The organism is Arthrobacter cavernae, from assembly GCF_017368795.1.
GTDB classification, from domain to species: Bacteria; Actinomycetota; Actinomycetes; order Actinomycetales; family Micrococcaceae; genus Arthrobacter; species Arthrobacter cavernae.
In genome coordinates this window covers 1-5,101 of the sequence record NZ_JAFNLL010000020.1, presented here as the reverse complement: position 1 = coordinate 5,101, position 5,101 = coordinate 1, and the positions used below count along the sequence as shown (strand labels likewise).

Sequence of the window (5,101 nt, the reverse complement as noted above, 5' to 3'; positions counted from 1 at the left end):
CCCCCCCCCCCCCCGCCCCGCCAACACCACCGTGGATGCGCCACGCCTGCAGAGAGAAGACACCATGAACAGCCCCCTCAATCCGCGCGTCGTGACACTCGGTACCGCCGGCGGCCCGATGTGGTGGGCAGGGGAGGGCGCCGGCAGACGGTCAGGAATTGCCACCGCAGTTCTGGTGGGCGACCGGAGCTACCTGGTGGACTGCGGGCACGGTGTGGGGCGGCAACTGATGCTAGCCGGCGTCCCGATCCCTTCGATCCGGGGCATCTTCATCACCCACCTACACTCAGACCACACCATCGACCTCGGCTCGCTCGCCATTTTCGGGCTCTACGATCTTGCCCCGGGAGACAAGATCACGCTCATGGGCCCGGGGGACCGCGGGGTGCTGCCCAGGCTCTCGCCAAGAGCAGCGGCCACGCCGGAACCGATATTCCCGGCAAACCCGACGCCCGGGACGGCCGCCATGTTGGACTCCATCCTGCAGGCGTACGCCACGGACCTCAACGACCGCATCTTTGACACGCTGCGCCCTTCGCCCTACGAATTCTTCGAGGCCCGGGACATCGTCATCCCGGATGGAATCGGGTTCCACCCCAACACGAATCCGACGCCGGACATGGAACCGTTCGAGATCTACCGCGATGAACTGGTGACCGTGACGGCCACGCTGGTTGCCCATGCGCCAACAGCTCCTGCCTTCGCCTTCCGCTTCGACACCGCCGAAGGATCGGTGACCATCTCCGGCGACACGGGGCCCTGCGGGAACCTTGTCCGGCTGGCCCGCGAGACGGACCTGCTGCTGCATGAAGCCATTGACCACGAATGGGTGCACCGGGACCGCCCGGGCGTTCCCGCAGACTCGGCCAGGGCCGCCATCGACCACCACCTGCACGCCCACACAGGGGTTCTCGACTGTGCCCGGATTGCCACCGAAGCGGGGGCCCGCGCCTTGGCCCTGCACCATCTGGTGCCCGGAACCAGCCCGGGATCCGTGTGGGAGGCGGGCCGTGAGCATTTCCAGGGCGACTATTTCGTACCGGAAGACCTGGACGTGATTTCCTTTGCCCGCAGCCGCGACGGAGCCGTCGCCGCTTCCCGGTCGTAGACTCTTCGCGCTCATAGTCGGCCGCGCCATCACCGGCAAAGCCGCGTTCGGCTAAGCCACCGGGCACGCGTCGATCTGGGCCTGGACCAGCGCGCCGTAGTGGGCCACCACCTCGTCGAAGTCCCAATCGTCGAACAGGCCGAGGGTCCGCACGGCCTCGCCGAAGCCGATCATGAGCGAGACCACGACGGCGGCGTGGCGCCGGTTCGGCGTCGTGTCACCGATCAGGGCCGCGATGTGCCCGAGGTACTTTTCGCGGGCTTCGGCGCGGGTGGCCTCGGGGTCGGGGGAGTCCTGGACGGTGAACGGGAGCATGGCCCAGGGCTCCTGCATCTCGCGTTCGCGGCGCATCAGGACCCGGAACGCCAGTGCGGCGCCGATCTCCTCCCGCGGCACATTCAGTTCCCCCAGCAGCCGCTCGTCCGGCTGGGCCGCGGCGAAGAGCTTTTCCTTGGATCCGAAAAGTTTCATGACCAGCGCGGCCGAGACCCCGGCGTCGGAGGCGATGTCCCGCACGGTCACCGAACGGTACCCGCGGTCGCCGAACAGCCGACTGGCCGATGCGAGGATTGCCTCGCGGCTGGGGCTGCTCATGCGTGCACCAGCGGACCCGGGGTAGCCGGGGATACGGCCAGATCCAGTGTCACGGAACGGTTGTCCACCGTCAGCTTCCGTGCCGTCGCTTCATGGGTTTCAGGATTTAGCATCGACACAATGTACCGGCCGGCAGGGGGCAACGGCACACTGTACCGCCCGTCGTCGCCGGCTTCCACGGACGCGACATGCTCACCCACGCCCTGCAGCAGGGACACGACGGCCCCAGCGATGGGCTCGCCGCCGGACGTCGCCTGGCCGCTCAGCGTCAGCTGGTTCTGTAAGGTGAAGTCCCGCTGCAGGGTGATGCCGTCGAAGTCGAAAACCTGCGCAGCCGGGGTCCAGCCCGCGGCGTTCACGATCAGGAGGTATTTGCCGGCGCCCGGCACCGCCAGCGAATAGCGCCCGTGGGCATCCACCCGGCTCCAGTCGACGGGGTCGCCGTTGAGCCGCAGCACGGTCACGACGGCGTGGCTCACCGGGGCGTTGCCGGTCACCAGGACGCGGCCGCGGAGCACGAGTTCGTTCGCGGAAGGCGCAGGAACCACGACGGCGGCGGCCGCCTTGGGGATGAAGGCGGCGGCCGCGATGGAGGCAGCGGAGGCCAGGGCCGCCATCCAGAACACATCCTGGAAGGCGCCGAAAGTCGGCAGCCGGAGCGGCCCGACGTCGAACATCACCGAGGTCAGGAAGGCTGCGACGGCGGCACTCGAGGTGGAGGTGCCGATCGCCCGGAGGAGGCTGTTCAGGCCGTTCGCGGACGCGGTTTCGGTGATGGGGACCGCGGCCATGATCAGGGTGGGCATCGCGGCGTAGGCGATTGCGGTGCCGATGCTCACCACTGTGGAGCCGATGATGATCCACGCGAGGGAGTCCCATAGGAACACGCGCCCCACGTAGCCCGCCACCATGACGGACGCTCCGGCAATCAGGGCGGTCTTGCCGCCGTAGCGCCGGATGATGTGCCCGGACACCGGGGCGAACAGCACCATGGCCAGGCCGGAGGGAATCATCGCGAGGCCGGCGGCAATGACGGTCATCTGGAAGCCGTAGCCGGTGGCCGTGGGCAGCTGGAGCTGCTGGGTGGTCAGCAGCATGTTGGCGAACATCGCGAAGCCGATCAGCAGCGATGCCACGTTGGTCATGAGGACCGGCCGCTTCCCCGAGGTGCGCAGGTCCACCATGGGCTGGCTGACCTTGAACTCATAGGGGATCCAGGCGCCCAGCAGGACCACAGCGGTGAGGAACAGCAGCAGCACCGGTTCCGAACCCCAGCCCCAGGATCCGCCCTTGGAAATCGCCAGCAGCAGGGCGGCGAGCGCCCCGGACAGCACCACGGCGCCCAGGTAGTCGAACCGCCCCGGAGTACGGACTTTGGACTCAGGGACGACGAACGCCACAGCGAGCAGCAGGAGGAGGCCGGCCGCGGCGGACACCCAGAAGATGGAATGCCAGCCGAAGCTCTGGTAGAGAACGCCCGCCAGCGGCAGGCCCAGGGCGCTGCCGATCCCCAGCGTGGCGCTCATGAGGGCCACGGCAGAGCCGATCTTTTCCTTGGGCAGTTCGTCCCGCATGATGCTGATGCCCACGGGGATCAGGGCAGCGGAGAAGCCCTGCAGGGCACGCCCCACGATGACCCACAGGAACGTTCCTCCCACGGCGGCAATCACGGAGCCGAGCACCATGAGGGCCAGGCACGCGAGCATCATCTTCTGCTTGCCGTACATGTCGGCGCTGCGGGAGACGATGGGCGTGGCCACGGCACTGGTCAGCAGTGTGGCGGTGACCAGCCAGGAGGCGTCGTCTGCGGTGACGCCCAGGATCGCGGGGAAGTCGGGCAGCAGGGGCACCACCAGCGTCTGCATGAGCGCGACGACGGTGCCGCTGAGGGACAGTGCCATGATGATGGCCCAGGCGGGAAGACTTCGGGTGCGGGTGGACGGCATGCGGTGACCTTCGGCGTCGCTTGGAGGGTGAACGGCAGTTCACCCTCCATTTAGTGAACCACCGTTCACCCCCTGGCGGCAAGGGTTCCGGGCGTTGGATGCGTCACGGCCGCTAATAGGTGATGCAAACGTTTCGCACTTGTTCGAAGGGTAGGCTAGCCTTACTTGGGTTCGCGTCAATTACCTAAGGAGTTCCGTGGCTTCCCACCTCCCGCCCGCTACGCCGACCACGTGATCGCCATGAAGGGCGGCTGCATCATTGCCGAATCCCACCCCGCCACCGAACTGGAGATCGCGTATTGGGTCCTACAGCAGCCCGTGCCGTGAACAGCATCACCACCGTGCCCATGACCTTGGCCTTCCACGTCACCGTGACGGCGGTGCAGGATCTCGGACCGAACATCCGCCGGATCACCTTCGGCGGCTATTCGCTGCGCGACTTCGGAGTGTCCGGGGAAACCCTGGACCTGCGCGTCAAGCTCATGATTCCCTCGCTCGACGCCGGCGGCCGCCAGATCCCGCCACCCGTTTTCGAAACGGGCGAGGCCGGCTGGTACCAGGAATGGCTCGCCATGGACCCCGTGGTCCGCGGCGCCATGCGCACCTACACGGTGCGGAGCGAGCGGCTGGACGCCGTGTACCCGGAGATCGATATCGACTTCGTGATGCACTTCGACGACGGCGCGTCCGCGGACAAAGGCGGCGGTCCCGCGGCCAACTGGGCGCAGCAGGCGAAACCGGGCGATGCCCTGACCATCATCGGCCCCAACAACCGGGCCGCACAGTGCCTCACCGCCGAAATCTACGGTGGCATTGAGTGGCGGCCGGGCCTGGCCCAGCGCGTCCTCCTGGCCGGCGACGAAACCGCCGTCCCCGCCATCAGCTCCATTCTGGAGAGCCTGCCCGAGGGCATCACGGGCCACGCCTTCCTCGAAGTGCCGGAAGCTGGCGACTTCCAGGACATCGCAACGGACGCCGACGTCGAGATCACCTGGCTCGCGCGCGGCGCGGCCATCGGCCGGTCCCGCCCCCACGGCCAGCTGCTGCAGGAGGCCGTCCGCAAGGCCATCCCCGTGCCCGGCTGGGTGGGCATCATCTCCCTCGACGGCGCCGCCGGCCCTGAACCGGAAGACGTCAACGTGGACCAGGAAATCCTCTGGGAGACACCGCAGCGCATGGACACCGCCTCGATCGAAGCCAGCCGCAACCCGACGCTGCCCGCCGGCGCCCTGCCGTTCTACGCCTGGATCGCCGGCGAGGCCGGGGTCATCAAGGAACTGCGCCGATACCTGGTGCGCGACGTCGGCATCGACCGGAAGCAGGTTGCATTCATGGGGTACTGGCGGCAGGGCAAAGCGGAGCTCTAGGCCCGTCCGGGGGTCCGTCGCTCGCCTGCGGCGGAACACCAGCCATCCTCGGCGTGCTCGCTCGTTCCTCGCTTAGACGCACGCTG

General features: G+C 67.9%; 4 protein-coding genes. 2 read left to right on the top strand and 2 right to left on the bottom strand.

Features of this window, described 5'->3' with window-relative positions; all coding sequences use genetic code 11:
* A partial coding sequence (locus J1902_RS09835; protein ID WP_307794417.1) for an MBL fold metallo-hydrolase occupies positions 1-1,108 on the top strand: 1,108 nt, incomplete at its 5' end.
* Positions 1,109-1,159: 51 nt separating this feature from the next.
* Here J1902_RS09835 and J1902_RS09830 read toward each other — a convergent pair.
* Entirely contained in the window at positions 1,160-1,702 is a 543-nt protein-coding gene (locus J1902_RS09830) for a TetR/AcrR family transcriptional regulator (RefSeq protein WP_207616076.1), read from the bottom strand.
* Positions 1,699-3,648, bottom strand: coding sequence for an MFS transporter (locus J1902_RS09825; protein ID WP_207616075.1), 1,950 nt, complete (start codon positions 3,646-3,648; stop codon positions 1,699-1,701). Before J1902_RS09825 ends, J1902_RS09830 begins: the two co-directional genes overlap by 4 nt.
* Positions 3,649-3,995: 347 nt before the next feature.
* Here J1902_RS09825 and J1902_RS09820 point away from each other — a divergent pair, with 347 nt between their 5' ends.
* Entirely contained in the window at positions 3,996-5,015 is a 1,020-nt protein-coding gene (locus tag J1902_RS09820; RefSeq protein WP_207616077.1) for a siderophore-interacting protein, read from the top strand.
* Positions 5,016-5,101 lie beyond the last annotated feature (86 nt).

Excerpts from the sequence above, each read along its gene's own strand:
- J1902_RS09830 (WP_207616076.1), bottom strand. The coding sequence starts at position 1,702 with ATGAGCAGCCCCAGCCGCGAGGCAATCCTCGCATCGGCCAGTCGGCTG.
- J1902_RS09825 (WP_207616075.1), bottom strand. The coding sequence starts at position 3,648 with ATGCCGTCCACCCGCACCCGAAGTCTTCCCGCCTGGGCCATCATCATG.
- J1902_RS09820 (WP_207616077.1), top strand. The coding sequence starts at position 3,996 with ATGACCTTGGCCTTCCACGTCACCGTGACGGCGGTGCAGGATCTCGGA.